General features: G+C 64.7%; 13 protein-coding genes. 6 read left to right on the top strand and 7 right to left on the bottom strand.

Going from position 1 to position 16,526, the window contains the following annotated elements; all coding sequences use genetic code 11:
* Positions 1–23 precede the first annotated feature (23 nt).
* From ACLGL5_RS03495 to ACLGL5_RS03505, 3 genes are read right to left on the bottom strand one after another with little or no spacing between them, the layout of a single operon-like run.
* Positions 24–629 (bottom strand): hypothetical protein, encoded by a 606-nt coding sequence (locus ACLGL5_RS03495; protein WP_019861691.1) that lies wholly within the window; start codon positions 627–629, stop codon positions 24–26.
* Positions 626–2,899, bottom strand: coding sequence for a xanthine dehydrogenase family protein molybdopterin-binding subunit (locus ACLGL5_RS03500; protein ID WP_069090338.1), 2,274 nt, complete (start codon positions 2,897–2,899; stop codon positions 626–628). The genes ACLGL5_RS03495 and ACLGL5_RS03500 overlap by 4 nt, the downstream gene beginning before the upstream one ends.
* Before the next feature lie 2 nt (positions 2,900–2,901).
* Positions 2,902–3,363 (bottom strand): (2Fe-2S)-binding protein, encoded by a 462-nt coding sequence (locus tag ACLGL5_RS03505; protein WP_019861693.1) that lies wholly within the window; start codon positions 3,361–3,363, stop codon positions 2,902–2,904.
* Between the two features lie 126 nt (positions 3,364–3,489).
* Here ACLGL5_RS03505 and ACLGL5_RS03510 point away from each other — a divergent pair, with 126 nt between their 5' ends.
* Positions 3,490–4,086 (top strand): TetR/AcrR family transcriptional regulator, encoded by a 597-nt coding sequence (locus tag ACLGL5_RS03510; protein WP_069090339.1) that lies wholly within the window; start codon positions 3,490–3,492, stop codon positions 4,084–4,086.
* A 27-nt stretch (positions 4,087–4,113) separates the two neighbouring features.
* Here ACLGL5_RS03510 and ACLGL5_RS03515 read toward each other — a convergent pair whose 3' ends face one another.
* Positions 4,114–5,244 (bottom strand): patatin-like phospholipase family protein, encoded by a 1,131-nt coding sequence (locus tag ACLGL5_RS03515; protein WP_027047488.1) that lies wholly within the window; start codon positions 5,242–5,244, stop codon positions 4,114–4,116.
* Positions 5,245–5,448: 204 nt separating this feature from the next.
* Positions 5,449–6,537, bottom strand: a complete 1,089-nt coding sequence (locus tag ACLGL5_RS03520) for a citrate synthase/methylcitrate synthase (RefSeq protein ID WP_069090340.1) — start codon at positions 6,535–6,537, stop codon at positions 5,449–5,451.
* Positions 6,538–6,630: 93 nt separating this feature from the next.
* Here ACLGL5_RS03520 and ACLGL5_RS03525 point away from each other — a divergent pair, with 93 nt between their 5' ends.
* Complete coding sequence (locus ACLGL5_RS03525; protein ID WP_069090341.1) at positions 6,631–7,773, top strand: citrate synthase; 1,143 nt, start codon at positions 6,631–6,633, stop codon at positions 7,771–7,773.
* A 50-nt stretch (positions 7,774–7,823) separates the two neighbouring features.
* Here the strand turns inward: ACLGL5_RS03525 and ftrA are convergent, their stop codons facing one another.
* The gene (gene ftrA / locus ACLGL5_RS03530; RefSeq protein WP_069093203.1) at positions 7,824–8,807 is read right to left on the bottom strand and encodes a transcriptional regulator FtrA; all 984 of its coding nucleotides are present in this window, start codon (positions 8,805–8,807) and stop codon (positions 7,824–7,826) included.
* 133 nt (positions 8,808–8,940) lie between these two features.
* On the opposite strand from ftrA, the gene ACLGL5_RS03535 reads away from it, so the two are divergent.
* Complete coding sequence (locus ACLGL5_RS03535; protein WP_069090342.1) at positions 8,941–9,360, top strand: rhodanese-like domain-containing protein; 420 nt, start codon at positions 8,941–8,943, stop codon at positions 9,358–9,360.
* A 138-nt stretch (positions 9,361–9,498) separates the two neighbouring features.
* Here ACLGL5_RS03535 and phaR read toward each other — a convergent pair whose 3' ends face one another.
* Positions 9,499–10,110 (bottom strand): polyhydroxyalkanoate synthesis repressor PhaR, encoded by a 612-nt coding sequence (gene phaR, locus ACLGL5_RS03540; protein WP_027047491.1) that lies wholly within the window; start codon positions 10,108–10,110, stop codon positions 9,499–9,501.
* 302 nt (positions 10,111–10,412) lie between these two features.
* On the opposite strand from phaR, the gene ACLGL5_RS03545 reads away from it, so the two are divergent.
* From ACLGL5_RS03545 to ACLGL5_RS03555, 3 genes are all read left to right on the top strand, one after another.
* A complete protein-coding gene (locus ACLGL5_RS03545) occupies positions 10,413–11,597 on the top strand; it encodes an acetyl-CoA C-acetyltransferase (protein ID WP_020629066.1) in 1,185 nt (394 codons plus the stop codon).
* A gap of 89 nt (positions 11,598–11,686) precedes the next feature.
* The gene (gene phbB, locus ACLGL5_RS03550; RefSeq protein WP_019861703.1) at positions 11,687–12,412 is read left to right on the top strand and encodes an acetoacetyl-CoA reductase; all 726 of its coding nucleotides are present in this window, start codon (positions 11,687–11,689) and stop codon (positions 12,410–12,412) included.
* A gap of 712 nt (positions 12,413–13,124) precedes the next feature.
* On the top strand, positions 13,125–16,514 hold the full coding sequence (locus tag ACLGL5_RS03555; RefSeq protein ID WP_069090343.1) for a helicase-related protein: 3,390 nt from the start codon (positions 13,125–13,127) through the stop codon (positions 16,512–16,514).
* The last annotated feature ends 12 nt before the right edge of the window (positions 16,515–16,526 follow it).

Below are 16,526 nucleotides of genomic sequence, written 5' to 3' on the forward strand. Positions count from 1 at the left end.
ATAGCCTTAAAGTTGCAAGGCCATTACGGCATCGGGCAAGGTGTACCCGCCGCCATCCAGTTTTCGATCGCTTGATAGGTCGCTTCGGCAGAGCCCGGAGCCGGCTCACGATCCGAGCCCGGCGCCCAGCCCCAGGCGACAAGTTTATCGTCGCGGACATGCAGCGCGACATCGGTCAATTTGCGGTCGCCATTGCGCGCCGGATCCTTGATCTGGGCGCAGATTTCGGCCGAGGATTTACCGAACCAGGCCATCTCGGCCGGCGCCAAATGCCAACCCTCGGCGCCGGGTGGTCCGTTCAACGCATTGGAATTACTGGAGAAATGGCAGGTTGTGCAGCGCAGGCCCGGATTGCCGAAGCCCGATCCGTCGGTGCCGCGCTGGACGTTGAAGGCGTGCACAGATGTGGCGCCGTAATGCGCACCCGACCAGCGCGGCCGGTCGTCCGCGACATGACAATCGGCGCAGCGCGGATGTGAGAACACCGCATAGATCTTGTCCCATTCGGACAGGCCCTTGGCCATGTCGACCGTCGGGCTCGGTGATGTCTGGCTCTCCTGTGCGGTTGCGAAAGGCGCCGCCGAAAACAAGATGGCAGCAGGCGTCAGCATGATGAGAAGCTTCTTCATGCGAAGGCCACCATTGTCGACAGCGGCAACGTGCGGATGCGCTTGCCGGTGAGCGCGAAGATGGCATTGGCCAGCGCCGGTGCCGCCGGCGGTGTGCCAACCTCGCCGACGCCGCCCATCTTGTGGAAATTCTCCAGTATGGCGACTTCGAAGGTCGGGCACTGGAAGATCCGCATGGCGTCGAAATCGTGGAAGTTCGACTGTTCGACCATGCCGTCGGCGAAGGTGATCTGCTGTCCCATTGCCGCTGACAGGCCATAGATGGCGCCGGAAATCAGCTGTGCCTCGATGATGCCCGGATCGAGCGCTGTGCCGACATCGGCGGCGATCCATACCTTCTCGATGCGGATGCCCGCCGGGGTGTCCGCCACCTGGACGATCTCGCCGACCCAGCTGCCGAAAGATAGCGTGAAAGCCATGCCCTTGGCCTTGCCGGCGGGCAGTGCCTCGCCCCATTTCGCCATCGCGGCGACCTTCTCGACGACCTTCACCGCCGAGGGATAGGCGGCCATCAATCTCTTGCGCATCTCGACCGGATCGATTTTGCCGGCGGTGGCGATCTCGTCCATGAACCCTTCATGGAAGAAGCCGTTGATAGAACTGCCGACCGAGCGCCAGAAGCCGACGGGAATCGAGACGGGCGCCGCGACGCCGCTCACCCGATAGTTCGCAATGGTGTAGGGCTGGTCATAGGCCCCATCGACAATGGACTTGTCGGGACCGACCGGCGGTATCGAGGGAAACAGCCGGCGCAAGGTGCTGGCGATCACCGACGGCGAGGCGATCTTCATGTCGACGGCGACCGGCATGCCGTCGTCGCCAAGCCGCGCCTGGAACTTGCCGACCGCGGCCGGCCGGTAGGCGTCGTGGCGCATGTCCTCTTCGCGCGTCCAGGTCACCTTGATTGGGCGCCCGCCTGTCTCCTTCGCCATCAACGCGGCGCAAAGCGAGAAGTCCATCTCGGTACGGCGGCCAAAACCGCCGCCCATGAAGGTAGTGTGGACAGTGACCTTGTCCTGCCCGATGCCGACCGCGTTGGCGCAGAGCTGGCGCACCAGGGTCGGCGCCTGGTTGCCGCACCAGATGTCGAGGGCGCCATCGCTGAACCGCGCCGTGGCGTTCATCGGCTCCATGGTCGCATGCGCCAGATAGGGCACGGCATAGTCCGCCTCGACCATCCGTTCGCGCGGCGCGTCGGCGAAGGCGGTATCGACATCGCCATTGTCGCGCATTGCCGACCCCTTGGTGCCGAGCGCCTGTTTCAGCACGTCTGATATGGCAGCGCTGCCGAGCGGATATTCGGGATCCGCCCATTGGGCGTCGATGGCGTCGGCCGCCCTGAAGGCCGCCCAGGTATTTTGCGCGATGATGCCGAAGCCGTGGCCGTAATTCGTCTCGAGCGGCACGATCTTGATCACGCCGGGCATTTTCTCGGCTTTGGCGAGATCAGCCTTGACTGGCTTGGCCCAGAAGCGCGGGCTCATCTTCACCGTGCCGTAGAGCATATCCGGCAGCCTGACATCGATGCCGAAGATCGGCGCTCCGGTGACCTTGGCCAGCATGTCGATGCGCTTCTGCGGCTTTCCCAGCAGCTTCCAGTCGACTCTGTCCTTGAGCCTGACTTCGGCCGACGGCGCCATGGTGGCGGCAGCCGCGGCAACCGCGCCATAGGTCAGCGACTTGCCCGATGCCTTGTGCAGGATCGAACCGTTGGCTGTTTCCAGATCGGCGGCGGCAACGCCGAGTTTCTGCGCCGCGGCCGCGATCAGCAGATGCCGGGCTGCGGCGCCCGCCTGGCGCATCTTGTCGAAACCATCACGCGCTGAAGCCGAACCGCCGGTGGCCTGGACAGCAAGGAACTTGCCGACCACACCGAGACCTGAGCGCACCGCTTGCGCCGTCATGCCCTCGTCGAAGAAGGCGAACGGACCGCCCTCCTCGAGGATCGCCGCGTTGTAATAGGCGTAGGAGGCCGGGCCGTGCTCGACCTTGATCTGGTCGAGACCGACATCGAGTTCTTCGGCGACCATGACGGCGAGCGTTGTCGAGATGCCTTGCCCCATCTCGGCACGCGGCGCGACGATGGTGATGGTGTTGTCGGCGCCGATCTTCACATAGGGGTTGAAGGTCGCCTCACCCTTGCCGAGATCGGCCTCGAGCGGGTTCGGAAACGGTTTGCGATAATAGTAGTAGCCGACGGCAACGCCGCCCGCGACAGCGGCCGCGCCGATCAGGAACGTGCGGCGGGCGATCTTTCCGACACTGGCCATGATCAGAGCCCCGCCGTCTTGAGCGCCGCGGCCTTCCTGATGGCCGAGCGGATCTTCGGATAGGTGCCGCAGCGGCAGAGATTGCCGCCCATGGCGTTGTCGATATCGGCGTCGCTCGGGTCGGCGATCTCGTCGAGCAGCGCCACCGCGCTCATGATCTGGCCGGCCTGGCAATAGCCGCATTGCGCGACCTGTTCCTCCAGCCATGCCTGCTGCACCGGATGCAGCCTGTCCGCCGTGCCGATGCCTTCGATGGTGGTGACAGCGCCGCTGACCTGGCCGAGCGGAAGCGAGCAGGAGCGCACCGGCTGACCATCGACATGCACCGTGCAGGCGCCGCAGGCGGCAATGCCGCAGCCGAACTTCGGTCCCGTCTTGCCGATGAGATCGCGCAGCGCCCACAGCAGCGGCATGGCCGGATCGGCGTCGATGTCGAATGACTGCCCGTCGACGGTGAGGCGCATGGGATACCCTTTTGTTGTCGTCCACAGCCCTGGAGCGAAGCGTCCCTCTTGGGTCGCTTCGTCTCGATACAGATTGACAAATTCCGTCATTTTGTCAATTGAGATTTTGCAGGATAATGTCGCTCCATGAATCAGAACGAAGACATCGCCGCCATCGACCCCAAACGCGTCCGTATCCTGGATGGCGCAATGAAGGTGTTTTTGGCCTATGGCTTCTCCCGCACCACCATGGACGACATTGCCCGCGCCGCCGACATGTCGCGTCCGGCGCTTTATCTTCAGTTCAAGAACAAGACCGACATTTTCCGCGCTATCGCCATGATGGTGCTGTCGCGCTCGGTCGCGGCGGCAAAAATGGCTCTGGCCGGCGATGATGCTTTCACCGAGCGCATGATGCGAGCCATCGACGAAGCTTTCATCTCGATGATGAGCGCCGTCGTTGCCTCCCCTCATGGCGCCGAATTGCTGGACATGAAATCGAGCCTCGGCGATCTCGTCGGGTGCTGGCGCGGCGGCCTTGTCGAACATATCGCCGCCGCGATCCATGGCGAGGCGGCCAGGAACGGCGTCGACCTGGCGGCCAGGGGGCTGTCGACGCAACTGCTTGCCGACATGCTGCTCGATGGGCTGGAAGGCATGAAGGCGCGGATCAGCGATCCCGAGGGGCAGCGGCAGGCGGCCACCGCCCTGGTCAAGGTGATCGACCTGGCGTTGAAAGCCTGATGAAGCCTAGGCGTGTCGGGGTTCCGCTCAGGCGCGGCGGCGCTCCGCTTCCGGGTTCTTGCGCACCGCGAGGAATTCCTTGACCCGCCGGCCGGGTGCGGGGCCGCGCACCGGCTTGAAACCGTCATCGAGTTCGCCGGAGAGATCGAGCGTCGGCCGCTTGCCGACGGCATCGTAGTTTTCTTCCAGCCAGTCGCTAGCGGCGGTGCGGCCGAGATCGCGCAGATAGGTCAGGAAGGCCCATTCGGCGTTGACCTTCGATGACGCCGACAGGTCCTTGAAAGCCTCGTCGGCATCGATGCGGTGCATGCGGATGTCGCGATACTCGCCATGCGGCAGCCGGCCGGCGGCGATCAGTTCCTTGACGAAGGCGATCGAGCGGAATTCGCGCAGCAGCCCGGCATTGAAAGTGATTTCGTCGATGCGGTTCTGGATCTCGTTGGCGCTCCTGGGCGTTCCTTCGCGCACCACCGGATTGATCTGCACCAGCAGCACATCCTCGGTCGCCGCCGTCTTGAAAAACGGATAGAGCGCCGGGTTGCCGCCATAGCCGCCATCCCAATAGGGCACGCCCTTGATCTCGACGGCGCGGAACAATTGCGGCAGGCAAGCCGAGGCCATAACCGTGTCGAGGTCGATCTCGCCATCGGAAAAGACCCGCAGCTGCCCGGTCTCGACATTGGTGGCGGAGATGAACAGTTCCATCGACTTGCAGGCGCGCACATTGCTGAAATCGATCTCCTGCGCCACCACGTCGCGCAGCGGATTGAGCCCGAGCGGGTTGGCGACATAGGGCGAGAACACCCGCGACATGGTGTCGAAGAAGACATAGCCCGGCGTGTTCTCGATCGACCAATTGCCCCAGGCGACGTCCCACGGCATGCGCTGCACCGGGCTGAACCGGCCCTTCGCCGCCACCGCGCGCCAGAAATCGTCGAGTTTTTGCCGCGCACCGTCGACCCCGCCACGCACAAATCCATCGGCCAGCGCCACCGCGTTCATGGCGCCGGCGCTGGTGCCGGACACCGCCGATATCTCCAGCCTGCCGTCCTCCAGCAGCCGGTCGAGCACGCCCCAGGAGAATGCACCGTGCGAACCACCGCCCTGAAGTGCGATGTTGATCTTCTTGTTTTCCTCCGCCTTGCCGTTCTTCGTCATGGCGTTCCTGTCGTCCTTATGCGCCAGCCTGCCCCAACGTCACGGAAGGAAGCAGCTATCGGCGGCCTATGTTGCAGTGCAGCATATAAGGACGGACCAAGGCAAGAACACGAACACGGTCGCGTGATCACATGAAATTTCGGTCATGAGAGAAAAGCCCCCTCCGCTCGAAGCGGAGAGGCTGTGTCCTTGGATCAGAGATGCCTAGGCGACCAGATCGGGCACCGGGCCGACATAGCGCGATTGCGGACGGATCAGCCGTCCGGTCGTCTGCTGCTCGCGCGCATGCGCGATCCAGCCGGCAACGCGACCGGCGGCGAACACATTGCTGAAGGCCTGTGGCGGGAAGCCAGCCGCTTCCAGCACCAGTGCGGTGTAGAACTCGACATTGGTCTGCAGCGAACGCTGCGGCTTGGCGATCCGCAACACCTCGAGCGCCGTCTTTTCGACCTCCTCGGCGAAAGCCAGCCGGCGGCCGGTCTCGCCCTCGCCGCCAAGCTGCCGCACGACTGCTTTCAGCATATCGGCGCGCGGATCGCGCACGCGGTAAATACGATGGCCGAACCCCATGATCCGTCTGCCTTGCGCGATCTCGTTGCGCAGCCAGCCGGCCGCATCGCCATGCGCCTCGATCCCATCGAGCATCTCGATCACCGGGCCGGGCGCGCCGCCATGCAGCGGCCCCTTGAGCGCGCCGAGCCCGGCCATCACCGACGAGGTCAGGCCGGCCAATGTCGAAGCAACGACGCGCGTGGCGAAGGTCGAGGCGTTGAGGCCGTGGTCGCAGACGGTCACCAGATAGGTGTCGAGCGCTTTTGCCAATGCCGGCGACGGAACGGAGCCCTGGAGCATGCGCAACATGTCGGCGGCATGGTCGGTCTTGCCATCCGGCGCGACCGGCTGCTCGCCGCGCTGCAGGCGCAGCAAGGCAGGCGTCAGCACGGCGGGCGCCGCGATCAGCCGCAGCCCGTCCGCCAGTGTTTCGCCGTCTGGCAGCAGAGCCATGCCGGCGCGCATGGCGCTGTAGATGTCGAGTGGCGCCAGCAGCGACAGCGAAGGCCGGGTCCGCTCAAACACCTCGACACGCGCCTCGCCCAGTTGCGCAGCCAGTTCGGTATCGCCGGGCAGATCCTCGAAGAAGCCGTCGAGCAACAGCCGGACGACCTGCGGAAAGCTCCAGCGTCCGGCCAGTTCCGCCAGCGAATGACCACGGATCGTCAGGCGGCCGCCCAGACCATCCACGTCGGACAACACGGTTTCGGCCGCCACCACATCATCGAGTCCATTCGCCATAGCCTTGTCTCCTTGAACCTTTTCCGGATCGGAGATAAGGCTGGTCAACCCAAGCATCAATCTTGATCAATAGAATCAATATCAGAGCCGAAAATGTCGGAATGGCTATCGCGGGAAGAGGCGCTGGAAAGGCTGCGGGTGCGGCCGCAGACGCTCTATGCCTATGTCAGCCGCGGGCGCATCGGCATGCGTCCCGACCGCGCCGATCCACGCCGCAGCCAGTATCGCGCCGACGACATCGCGGCGCTGGCAACACGCCGGGCGCGCGGACGCAGCCCCTCGGCCATCGCCGAAAGCGCGATTGCCTGGGGCGAGCCGTCCATCGCAACGGCGATTTCGACCGTCCGGCACGGTCACCTCATCTATCGGGGCCGGGACGCCGCCATGCTGTCCGACCATGCCTCGCTGGAAGAAACCGCCGCTGTGCTTTGGGCCTTGCCTGAACCGGTCCGTTTTGAAGCGCCGCTGCCGGATGCGCCACGCCAGCCCGGCCGAGCCTCGGCCTTTGCGCAACTTGCCTTGCTGGCCGGCCAGGCTCGGCCTTTGCTTGGACGCAGCGCCGCCTCGATATGTGCCGACGCCGCGCGCGCAATCGGCGTGCTGGCCGGCGCCCTCGGTGCCGAGGCGGGGGCCGATCCGGTGCACCGGCGATTGGCACGGGGCTGGTCGGTCGATGAGGGTGGCGCCGATGCGATCCGGCGCGCCCTTGTGCTGCTCGCCGATCACGAGCTGAATGCATCGACCTTCGCGGCCCGCGTCGCGGCCTCCACCGGCGCCTCGCCCGCCGCTTGCCTGCTGGCGGGTCTGGCAACACTCTCCGGTCCGCGCCATGGCGGTGCCGGCGAAGCAGTGATGCAGCTTGCTGAAGATGCGGCGCGGCATGGCGCCGACGCCGCGATCCGGCGCTGGCTCGGCCACGACAGGCCGCTGCCGGGGTTCGGCCACCAACTCTATCCCGAGGGTGATCCCCGGGCCACGGCACTCCTGGCAGCCATTGGCAACACCGATGAGACCTTGCGATTGCTGGAGATCGCCGCCATCGCAGCGACCGGCGCCCAGCCGAATATCGATTTTGCCCTGGCCGTGCTGACGCGCAGCCTCAGCCTGCCGCGCGATGCGCCGTTCCATCTGTTCGCGCTTGGGCGCAGCGTCGGCTGGGCAGCCCATATGGTCGAACAGATCATGAGCGGCAGCATCATCAGGCCACGCGGCCGCTATGAAGGGCTGTTGCCCTGACAGCTTCTTGCCTGATGCGGTTTCGCGCCCGGGCTCAACTTTGTCAGCCGTCAGGCGGAGTTGGCATTGGTCCCGAACCGCGCCCGGTACGCAGCGGGCGTCGTGGCGAATTGCCGGCGGAAGTGATGCCGCAGCGTCGCCGCAGCGCCAAAGCCGGCGGTCTCGGCAATCCGCTCGATCGGCATGCTCGTGTCTTCCAGCAAAGTGCGCGCCCGCGAAAGTCGTTCTGAAAGCAGCCATCGCGCCGGCGTGACACCGGTCGCGGCCGCGAACCGGCGCAAAAATGTCCGCTCGCTCATCCCGGCAAGACCGGCCAGGGTGGCGACGGAATAGTCGTCGGCAATGTCAGCGCGCATTCTGTCGATCAACGGTCCAAGCCGGCCGCGTTCGTGCGGCTCGGGAACGGAACTCTCTACATACTGCGCCTGGCCGCCGTCGCGGTGCGGTGGCACGACCAGGCGGCGTGCCACCATGTTGGCCGCCTTTGTGCCGAAATCGCGCCGTACCAGATGCAGGCACAGGTCGATGCCCGCAGCGCTGCCGGCCGATGTCAGTACATTTCCCTCATCGATGTACAAAACGTCAGGGACCACGGTGATGTCGGGATACATCTCCCTCAGCCTGTCGCTGTAGCGCCAATGCGTGGTTGCCTTCTTGCCCGACAGCAGGCCGGCCGCGGCAAGCACGAAGACGCCCGAGCAGATGGACAGGATGCGCGCGCCCCGCTCACTGGCCTTGCGAAGCGCCTCGATCAGCAAGGGCGGCACCGGACAGTCCACACCGCGCCATCCCGGCACGATCACTGTGCCGGCCTCGCCGATCAGATCGGGTCCGCCATCGGCGACGATGCGCACGCCGCCCATCGCACGCATTTCGCCGGCATCGATGCCGGCGACGGCAAAACGATACCAATCCGCACCCATCTCGGGTCTGGGCAAAGCGAACATCTCGGCCGCCACGCCAAACTCGAACGTGCATAGCTTGTCATAGGCAACGGCAACGACCAGCGGATTGGCGGGAGGCACATTTGGCATGATATTGACGATATATGGCAAAGCTGCCAGCTGCAATCGCCCGGTCCGGTGCGCTACCTCAGATCCATCAGCGATGGAGACAAGCTCCATCCGAAAAGATGGAGACAAGCTCCATCAGTGATGGAGACCCCTGATGAGCTATGCGACAGACGTTCCAGCGGCCTCGCCGGAGATTGCGCGCGACCATTTCCTGCGCCGGCTTTCCGTCGAGACCGATTGTTCAGACGTCGCCGCGACGCTGCGCGGTGGAAAGCCGGACTTCGTGCTTCTGCACGTGGTCGGTTCGCCGGATGCCTATGAGCGCCGTCACGTGCCGGGTGCGCTGCACCTGCCGCACCGCGAGATATCGGCCGAGCGGATGGCTGAATGGCCGGCAGGCACGCTGTTCGTGGTCTATTGCGCCGGGCCGCATTGCAATGGCGCGGACCGGGCGGCCTTCAAACTGGCCAGCCTCGGCCTGCCGGTCAAGATCATGATCGGCGGCATTTCAGGCTGGCAGGACGAAGAGCTTCCTTTCGCCTCAGGCAGGGAGCCTGGCGCTCTGCGGGCATGATCCAGCCGGCGCGGCTGATATCGTCCGTCCGTTCGAGCGGCGGATGTCGGCGCCTTGCGAAACGTGGGAATTGCGGCACCCGACCATTGATGGGCAAGGCACAGCCGGATCTGGCCTAAGCCTTGCCGGCTAGCCGGTTCACGACATCGTGTCGAGCTTGCGCTGCATGGCCGCGATCTGGTCCTTCAACTGCTGCAGATCGTCGGATTTCTCCGGCGGCGCGTCCTTCCTGACCGGCTCAGTGGGGGCCGCGGCCGGCGCCGAGCCCGCGGGCGGGAAAGGCGTGAACAGCCGCATCGCGTTCTGGAACATTTCCATATTGCGGCGCGTCTGTTCTTCCAGTGCCTTGATCGGCGTCGCCATCTTCATCACATCGAGCGGCGACTTGCCGATGGCGCCCTTCATCTGCTCGCGAAAGCGCTCCTGTTCCTTGGAGAAGGCGATCATCGACTGTTCAAGGAAGCTCGGCACGATCATCTGCATCTGGTCGCCGTAGAAGGCGATCAGCTGGCGCAGGAACGGGATCGGCAGCATGTTCTGCCCATCCTTGTTCTCCAGCTCGAAAATGATCTGAGTCAGCACCGGATGCGTGATGTCGTCGCCGGTTTTGGCGTCCTGAACGGTGAATTCCTCGCCCTTCTTGACCATGTCGGCCAGATCTTCGAGCGTCACATAGGTGCTCGTCCCCGTATTATAGAGGCGGCGATTGGCGTATTTCTTGATAATGATCGGGTCGTCTTTTGCGGCCATCTGCATCCTCCCCGGACACCGGCACGCCTGAGTAAGCAGCCGGTAACGATTGCGCCCTTTTTGAGGATATGCGCAAAAGCCTCATAATTCCAAGCAGTTTGTGCAGTGCGGGATCATATAATGCTGCATAGCAGGCAAAATATGCTGCGCAGCAGCGGCCCGCCCGCCGGCATGGCGGCGCGCGACCTGCTTGGCGTGCATGGGCGCCATGCCGATTTCCGGTTTGACTTGGGTCATGGAAAGGGCAAGAAAAGTTGCCAACAATGCCTGAAAACACGACAGCTCGAAGTCTGGAGAAGAAAATGTCCTCTGCCAATTCCATCGTTGTCGCCAGTGCCGCGCGCACGGCCGTCGGCTCCTTCAACGGTGCTTTCGCGGCCACGCCGGCGCATGAACTCGGTGCTGTCGTCATCAAGGAGCTTTTGTCGCGAGCCGGTGTCGAGGCAGCCGAGGTCGACGAGGTCATTCTCGGCCAGGTGCTGACCGCTGCCCAGGGCCAGAACCCGGCCCGCCAGGCCTCGATCATTGCCGGCCTGCCCAAGGAGACCACTGCCTGGGGCCTCAACCAGGTTTGCGGCTCGGGCCTGCGCGCCATCGCGCTCGGCATGCAGCAGATCGCCACCGGCGACGCCAAGGTGATCGTTGCCGGCGGACAGGAATCGATGTCGCTGTCGCCGCACGCCGAGCACCTGCGCGCCGGCGTCAAGATGGGCGACTACAAGATGATCGACACCATGATCAAGGACGGCCTGTGGGACGCCTTCAACGGCTACCACATGGGCAACACCGCCGAAAACGTCGCACGCCAGTTCCAGATCACCCGTGACGATCAGGATCAGTTCGCGCTGGCCTCGCAGAACAAGGCCGAGGCCGCGCAGAAGGCCGGCAAATTCAAGGACGAAATCGTCGCCTTCACCATCAAGGGTAGGAAGGGCGACACCATTGTCGACCAGGACGAATACATCCGCCACGGCGCCACGCTCGACGCCATGACCAAGCTGAAGCCGGCCTTCGACAAGGACGGCTCGGTGACCGCCGCCAACGCCTCCGGCATCAATGACGGAGCCGCCGGCGCGCTGCTGATGAGCGAAGCGGAGGCCGCAAGGCGCGGCATCACCCCGCTGGTGCGCATTGCATCCTGGGCAACCGCCGGTGTCGATCCGGCGATCATGGGAACCGGCCCGATCCCCGCCTCGCGCAAGGCTTTGGAGAAGGCCGGCTGGTCGGTCGGCGATCTCGACCTGGTCGAGGCCAACGAGGCCTTTGCCGCGCAGGCCTGCGCCGTCAACAAGGGCATGGGCTGGGATCCCTCGATCGTCAACGTCAATGGCGGCGCCATCGCCATCGGCCATCCGATCGGCGCCTCGGGCGCCCGCGTCTTCAACACGCTGGTCTACGAGATGCGCCGCCGCGGCGCCAAGAAGGGCCTCGCCACGCTGTGCATCGGCGGCGGCATGGGCGTCGCCATGTGCGTTGAAGCGCTGTGAGAAAACGATGAGCGGGCGGCGCGAGCCGCCCGTTCAGAATCCAGTGCCTGCCAAGCCCGAAAACAGGGCGATATCAAAAGGGGAAATGCATGACCAAGGTAGCAATCGTCACGGGCGGATCGCGCGGCATCGGCGCGGCGATCTCGATCGCTTTGAAGACCGCCGGCTATTCGGTTGCCGCGAACTACGCCGGCAACGACGAAGCGGCGGCGAAGTTCAAGGCCGAGACCGGCATCCCGGTCTACAAATGGTCGGTCGCCGACTATGACGCTTGCGCCGCCGGCATCAAACAGGTCGAGGCCGACCTCGGCCCGGTCTCGGTGCTGGTCAACAATGCAGGCATCACCCGCGATGCCATGTTCCACAAGATCACCCGCGACCAGTGGAAAGAAGTCATCGACACCAATCTGTCCGGTGTCTTCAACATGACGCATCCGCTGTGGAACGGCATGCGCGATCGCAAGTTCGGCCGCGTCATCACCATCTCCTCGATCAACGGCCAGAAGGGCCAGGCCGGCCAGGTCAATTATTCCGCCGCCAAGGCCGGCGACATCGGCTTCTCGAAGGCGCTCGCCCAGGAGGGCGCCCGCGCGGGCATCACCGTCAACGTCATCTGCCCCGGCTACATCGCCACCGAAATGGTCAAGGCCATCGACGAGAAGGTGCTCAACGAGCGCATCCTGCCGCAGATCCCGGTCGGCCGCCTCGGCGAGCCGGAAGAGATCGCGCGCTGCGTCGTCTTCCTCGCTTCGCAGGATGCCGGCTTCATCACCGGCTCGACCATCACTGCCAATGGCGGCCAGTACTTCGTCTGAGACGTCCAACGGCTTCGGATTGTGACGAACGGACCGGGGAACCGGTCCGTTTCCGCTGACGCCTTGGAGGCCGGAAAAATACCCCGCCACGGCGCGATGCCCCAATCCGGCACGCAAAGGTTAATGGCGACAGCGCCGTCTGTGCGAACCCTGTGGACAAGCCTGTGAATCCTCGGTGGATAAACTGTTCGCAACACAAGATATTGAGGGAACAAAACGGGAAAATCCCGTTGGCGCTGATTTGTCGCCGATTCGTTCCGGCTTTGAGCGGAAGTTAACGTTAATGCCCCGGAATCAGCTGTTTTTCCTTAACGGCAAATTCAGAAAGATTAACAATTTCATAATCTTGAGCGATAGCCCCTGACCTGCCTCGGTCATTTGCCGGCAAAGGTTAAGGACAAGGCTCACCCAGCATAAAACGGGCCAGTTCCACGATTCAGCATGTGGTGAGACTCAGCATCACAAAATCCATATGTAGCCGTGAACAAAAGCTGAATCTGAGCGAGTCGCCGATTCGTAGCTGATTCGTTCCAGACTCGTTCCATCAGTTAAGCAGCAGCCAATTTAGCGCCAGACAGAGTTGCTTTCGAAGCCGCCGGTGGAACATTCCGCTTTCGCTTCGCGCCCGAAATCCCTATGTGTCGCCTGTCATACGCGCCAGTTGAGGCACGCTCCCGACAACCAGAGGCCAGAAAGCCTTATTTCCAGGTCGATGAACATCCAGCCGAAACACACTGAGCCGCTGATCTTGTCGGGCCGCGACGTGACCGCCGTGCTTGGCCCAACCAACACCGGCAAGACCCATCTCGCCATCGAGCGCATGGTGGCGCACGAAACCGGCGTCATCGGCCTGCCGCTCAGGCTGCTGGCCCGGGAAGTCTATGCGCGCGTCTGCGAAAAGGTCGGCGCCCACAAGGTCGCGCTGATCACCGGCGAGGAGAAGATCCAGCCGCCAGGCGCCAAATATTCGGTCTGCACCGTCGAGGCCATGCCGCGCGAGACCGACGCCGCCTTCGTCGCCATCGACGAGGTGCAGCTCGCCGGCGACCTCGAGCGCGGCCACATCTTCACCGACCGTATCCTGCATCTGCGCGGCCGCCAGGAAACGCTGCTGCTTGGTGCCGCCACCATGCATGGCATCCTGCAGCGCCTGCTGAAGGGCGTCTCGGTGGTGACGCGGCCAAGGCTGTCGCACCTGGCCTATGCCGGTTCGAAGAAACTGACCCGCCTGCCGCGCCGCACCGCGATCGTCGCCTTTTCCGCCGACGAGGTCTATGCCATCGCCGAGCTGATCCGCCGCCAGCAGGGCGGTGCCGCCGTCGTGCTCGGCGCGCTTTCGCCGCGCACCCGCAACGCCCAGGTGGCGCTGTTCCAGTCGGGTGATGTCGACTATCTCGTCGCCACCGACGCCATCGGCATGGGTCTCAACCTCGATCTCGACCATGTCGCCTTCGCCCAGAACCGCAAATTCGACGGCTACCAGTACCGTAATCTGACGGCGGCCGAACTCGGCCAGATCGCCGGCCGCGCCGGCCGGCATCTGCGCGACGGCACGTTCGGTGTCACCGGTCAGGTCGACCCGCTCGACGAAGACCTCGTCAAGAAGATCGAGGGCCACGACTTCGATCCGGTGAAGGTGCTGCAGTGGCGCACCGCGCATTTCGACTTCGCCAGCCTCGATGCGCTGAAGCGCTCGATCGAGACCAACGCGCCGGTCGAGGGCCTGACGCGCGCCCTGCCGGCGGTCGACGCACAGGCGCTCGAATATCTCTCCCGCGACGAGGACATCCGCGCGCTCGCCACCGATGCCAAGCGCGTGGCGCTGCTGTGGGAAGCCTGCGCGCTGCCCGACTACAGGAAGATCGCGCCTGCCCAGCATGCCGACCTCATCGCCTCCATCTACATGGACCTCGCCCGTCATGGCCATGTCGACGAGAACTACATGGCCGAGCAGGTGCGCCGCGCCGACACCACCGAGGGCGACATCGACACGCTGTCGCACCGTATTGCCCAAATCCGCACCTGGACATTCGTGTCGAACCGGCCCGGCTGGCTGGCCGATCAGGCACACTGGCAGGAAAAGACGCGCGAAATCGAAGACAGATTGTCGGATGCGCTGCATGAGCGGTTGACGAAACGCTTCGTAGACCGCAGGACTTCCGTCCTCATGCGGCGCCTTAGAGAAAATACCATGCCTGAAGCCGAAATCAGTCCTACCGGAACCGTCCTTGTCGAAGGCCACCATGTCGGCGAGTTGCAAGGGTTCCGCTTCACCGCCGACCAGACCGCCGGCGGCGAAGACGCCAAGGCCGTGCGCACAGCCGCGCAAAAGGCGCTTGCCGCCGAGTTCGAGGCGCGCGCCGAACGCTTCGGCGCCTGCGCCAATGGCGACCTGGCGCTAGGCTCGGACGGCACGCTACGCTGGATCGGCGCGCCGATCGGCACGCTGGTTTCGGGCGAAGACGCGCTGAAGCCGCGCCTTGTGCTTTTGGCCGACGAACAGCTGACCGGCCCGGCGCGCGACAAGGTCGCCGCGCGCGCCGAACGCTTCGTCAATTTCCAGATCGAAACGCTGCTGAAGCCGCTCGTCGACCTGAAGAACGCCGACCAGATTTCCGGCATCGGCCGCGGCATTGCCTTCCAGCTGGTCGAGAATTTCGGCCTCATCAACCGCCGCGATATCGCCGAGGAGATGAAGTCGCTCGACCAGGAGGGTCGCGCGGCCCTGCGCCGCCTTGGTGTGCGCTTCGGCGCCTACCACGTCTTCGTGCCCGCTTTGATCAAGCCGGCCCCCGCCGGGCTGGTGACCTTGCTGTGGGCGCTGCGGAACGACGGCAAGGACAAGCCTGGTTTCGGCGACGTCGTCCACGCGCTGGCGTCCGGCCGTACCTCCGTGGTCATCGATCCTGCCTTCGACAAGGCTTTCTACAAGCTTGCCGGCTATCGCAATCTCGGCCGCCGCGCCGTGCGCATCGACATATTGGAGCGGCTGGCGGACCTCATCCGTCCGGCGACCAACTGGAAGCCCGGCCTCGGCCAGCGTCCGGACGGCGCCTATGACGGCCATTCCTTCATGGTGACGCCGCCGATGATGTCGATCCTTGGTGCCACCGCCGACGACATGGAAGAGATTCTCAAGGGCCTCGGCTACCGCGCCGAGCCGAAGCCGGCGGCGGAGGTGAAGGCGCGGCTCGAGGCGCAGGACACCGCCGCGCGTGAAGCCGCTGCCGCGAAACTCGCGGCGGAAGAAGCCGCGCGCGCCGAGCAGGCCAAGGCAGGCGAGGCAGCCGCTACGGACGCGGCCGAGGAGGCGGCGGTCGAAGGTTCGGAACCGGCTGTTGCCGAGACCGCGCTCGAAACTCCCGCCGAGGTCATCGCGGAAACGACAGCGGAGCCGATCGCGGAAGCGCAACCGGAAGCTCCAGCCGAAGCCGTGGAAGAACCCGCTACAGAGATTGCTGTCGCCGAAGCGGTTGCTGAACCTGTTGCCGCGCCGGAAGCGGAAGCCGAGTCGATCGAGGCGGCGCCGGCGGAGCCAGTTTCCGAAGCTGCACCGGCGACGGAAGCGGTTTCGGACGAGCCTGCCGTGGTGGCCGAAGCGGCCACCGGCGAGCCCATCGCCGAAGCCGAAGCGCCCAAGCCGATCCTGCTGTGGCGCCAGGGCCGTTTCGAACAGCGCCCCCGCCATCACGAAGGTCGCAACAACCGCCAGCGCAATGGACAAGCGCGCGGCCGAAACAATGCACCCGCCGATGCCGCCGGCGCACCGGCCACGGCCGCGCCCGGAGAACGTCCCGCCCATGAGGGTCGGCGCGACGGGACCGGCAAGCCGCGCTTCGACCGTTCGAAGTTCAAGCCCAAGCCGCAGGGTGAAGGCGAACAGCGCCGTGACGGCCGCCCGCAGGGCGAGCGTCCCGAGCGCCGCGAAGGCCGACCCGACTGGAAGGGTGGCCGGCCCGAGGGCAAGGGCGGTCCCGATCGCGGCAAGGGAGGCGCAAAGCCCGCTTTCCAGCCGAAGCCGCGCGAAGAACGTCCGGTGCGCTTCGATCCGGATTCGCCCTTCGCCAAGCTCGCCGCCTTGCGCGACCAGCTGAAGAAGTAGGCTCGGTAGGGT

It is taken from the genome of Mesorhizobium sp. U510 (genome assembly GCF_059180695.1).

Bases quoted from the DNA above. Each gene is read 5' to 3' on its own strand.
- ACLGL5_RS03500 (WP_069090338.1), bottom strand. From the start codon at position 2,899: ATGGCCAGTGTCGGAAAGATCGCCCGCCGCACGTTCCTGATCGGCGCG.
- ACLGL5_RS03525 (WP_069090341.1), top strand. From the start codon at position 6,631: ATGTCGGAATGGCTATCGCGGGAAGAGGCGCTGGAAAGGCTGCGGGTG.
- phaR (WP_027047491.1), bottom strand. From the start codon at position 10,110: ATGGCCGCAAAAGACGACCCGATCATTATCAAGAAATACGCCAATCGC.
- ACLGL5_RS03495 (WP_019861691.1), bottom strand. From the start codon at position 629: ATGAAGAAGCTTCTCATCATGCTGACGCCTGCTGCCATCTTGTTTTCG.
- ACLGL5_RS03545 (WP_020629066.1), top strand. From the start codon at position 10,413: ATGTCCTCTGCCAATTCCATCGTTGTCGCCAGTGCCGCGCGCACGGCC.
- phbB (WP_019861703.1), top strand. From the start codon at position 11,687: ATGACCAAGGTAGCAATCGTCACGGGCGGATCGCGCGGCATCGGCGCG.
- ACLGL5_RS03555 (WP_069090343.1), top strand. From the start codon at position 13,125: ATGAACATCCAGCCGAAACACACTGAGCCGCTGATCTTGTCGGGCCGC.
- ACLGL5_RS03515 (WP_027047488.1), bottom strand. From the start codon at position 5,244: ATGACGAAGAACGGCAAGGCGGAGGAAAACAAGAAGATCAACATCGCA.
- ACLGL5_RS03510 (WP_069090339.1), top strand. From the start codon at position 3,490: ATGAATCAGAACGAAGACATCGCCGCCATCGACCCCAAACGCGTCCGT.
- ACLGL5_RS03535 (WP_069090342.1), top strand. From the start codon at position 8,941: ATGAGCTATGCGACAGACGTTCCAGCGGCCTCGCCGGAGATTGCGCGC.
- ftrA (WP_069093203.1), bottom strand. From the start codon at position 8,807: ATGCCAAATGTGCCTCCCGCCAATCCGCTGGTCGTTGCCGTTGCCTAT.
- ACLGL5_RS03520 (WP_069090340.1), bottom strand. From the start codon at position 6,537: ATGGCGAATGGACTCGATGATGTGGTGGCGGCCGAAACCGTGTTGTCC.
- ACLGL5_RS03505 (WP_019861693.1), bottom strand. From the start codon at position 3,363: ATGCGCCTCACCGTCGACGGGCAGTCATTCGACATCGACGCCGATCCG.